Source organism: Leisingera sp. SS27 (assembly GCF_028368855.1).
Lineage (GTDB): Bacteria > Pseudomonadota > Alphaproteobacteria > Rhodobacterales > Rhodobacteraceae > Leisingera.
Window position 1 is genome coordinate 1 of the sequence record NZ_JAQNCY010000029.1, and the last position, 1,229, is coordinate 1,229.

1 protein-coding gene is annotated in these 1,229 nt (G+C 65.7%); it reads left to right on the plus strand.

What is annotated here, in order from left to right:
* On the plus strand, nt 1-1,229 hold a 1,229-nt coding region (glyA, locus tag N6L27_RS23225), incomplete at both ends, for a serine hydroxymethyltransferase (RefSeq protein ID WP_271909793.1).

A 1,229-nucleotide genomic window follows, 5' to 3' on the forward strand; every position in this document is an offset into this window, starting at 1 on the left:
TTTTTCACCCAATCCCTCTCTGAGCGCGATCCTGAACTTTATGCCTCGATCACGGCGGAGCTGGGCCGCCAGCGCGACGAGATCGAGCTGATTGCGTCTGAGAACATCGTCTCCGCCGCAGTGATGGAAGCGCAAGGCTCGGTGCTGACCAACAAATACGCCGAAGGCTACCCGGGACGCCGCTACTATGGCGGCTGCCAGTATGTCGACGTCGCCGAAAACCTGGCCATCGACCGCGCCAAGGCGCTGTTCGGCTGCGAGTTCGCCAACGTCCAGCCGAACTCCGGCTCGCAGGCCAACCAGGGTGTGTTCCAGGCGCTGATCCAACCCGGCGACACCATCCTCGGCATGGATCTGGCCTCCGGCGGCCACCTGACCCATGGTGCGCGCCCCAACCAGTCCGGCAAGTGGTTCAACGCGGTGCATTACGGCGTGCGCGAAAGCGACAACCTGATCGACTACGACCAGATCCAGGCGCTGGCAAACGAGCACCAGCCGAAGCTGATCATCGCCGGCGGCTCCGCCATCCCGCGCCAGATCGACTTTGCCAAATTCCGTGAAATCGCGGACAGCGTCGGCGCCTATTTCATGGTCGACATGGCCCATATCGCAGGCCTGATCGCGGCCGGAGAGCACCCCTCGCCGTTCCCGCATGCGCATGTGGCCACCACCACCACCCACAAGACACTGCGCGGCCCCCGCGGCGGCATGATCGTGACCAACGACGAAGCCATCGCCAAGAAGGTGAACTCGGCGATCTTCCCGGGCATCCAGGGCGGCCCGCTGATGCATGTGATCGCCGGCAAGGCGGCGGCTTTCGGCGAGGCGCTGAAGCCGGAGTTCAAGGCCTATCAGAAGCAGGTGCGTGCCAATGCGGCGGCGCTGGCGGACCAGCTGATCCAGGGCGGCCTGGACATCGTGACCGGCGGCACCGACACCCACGTGATGCTGGTCGACCTTCGCCCCAAGGGCGTGACCGGCAACATCGCCGACAAGGCGCTGGGCCGGGCTCACATCACCACCAACAAGAACGGCATCCCGTTCGACCCGGAAAAGCCGACCGTGACCTCCGGCCTGCGCCTCGGCACGCCCGCAGGCACCACCCGCGGGTTCGGCGAGGCGGAGTTCCGCCAGATCGCCGACCTGATCATCGAGGTGATCGACGGGCTGGCAGCCAACGGTGAAGAGGGCAACGCGGATGTGGAAGCGGCGGTGCGCGCCAAGGTCGC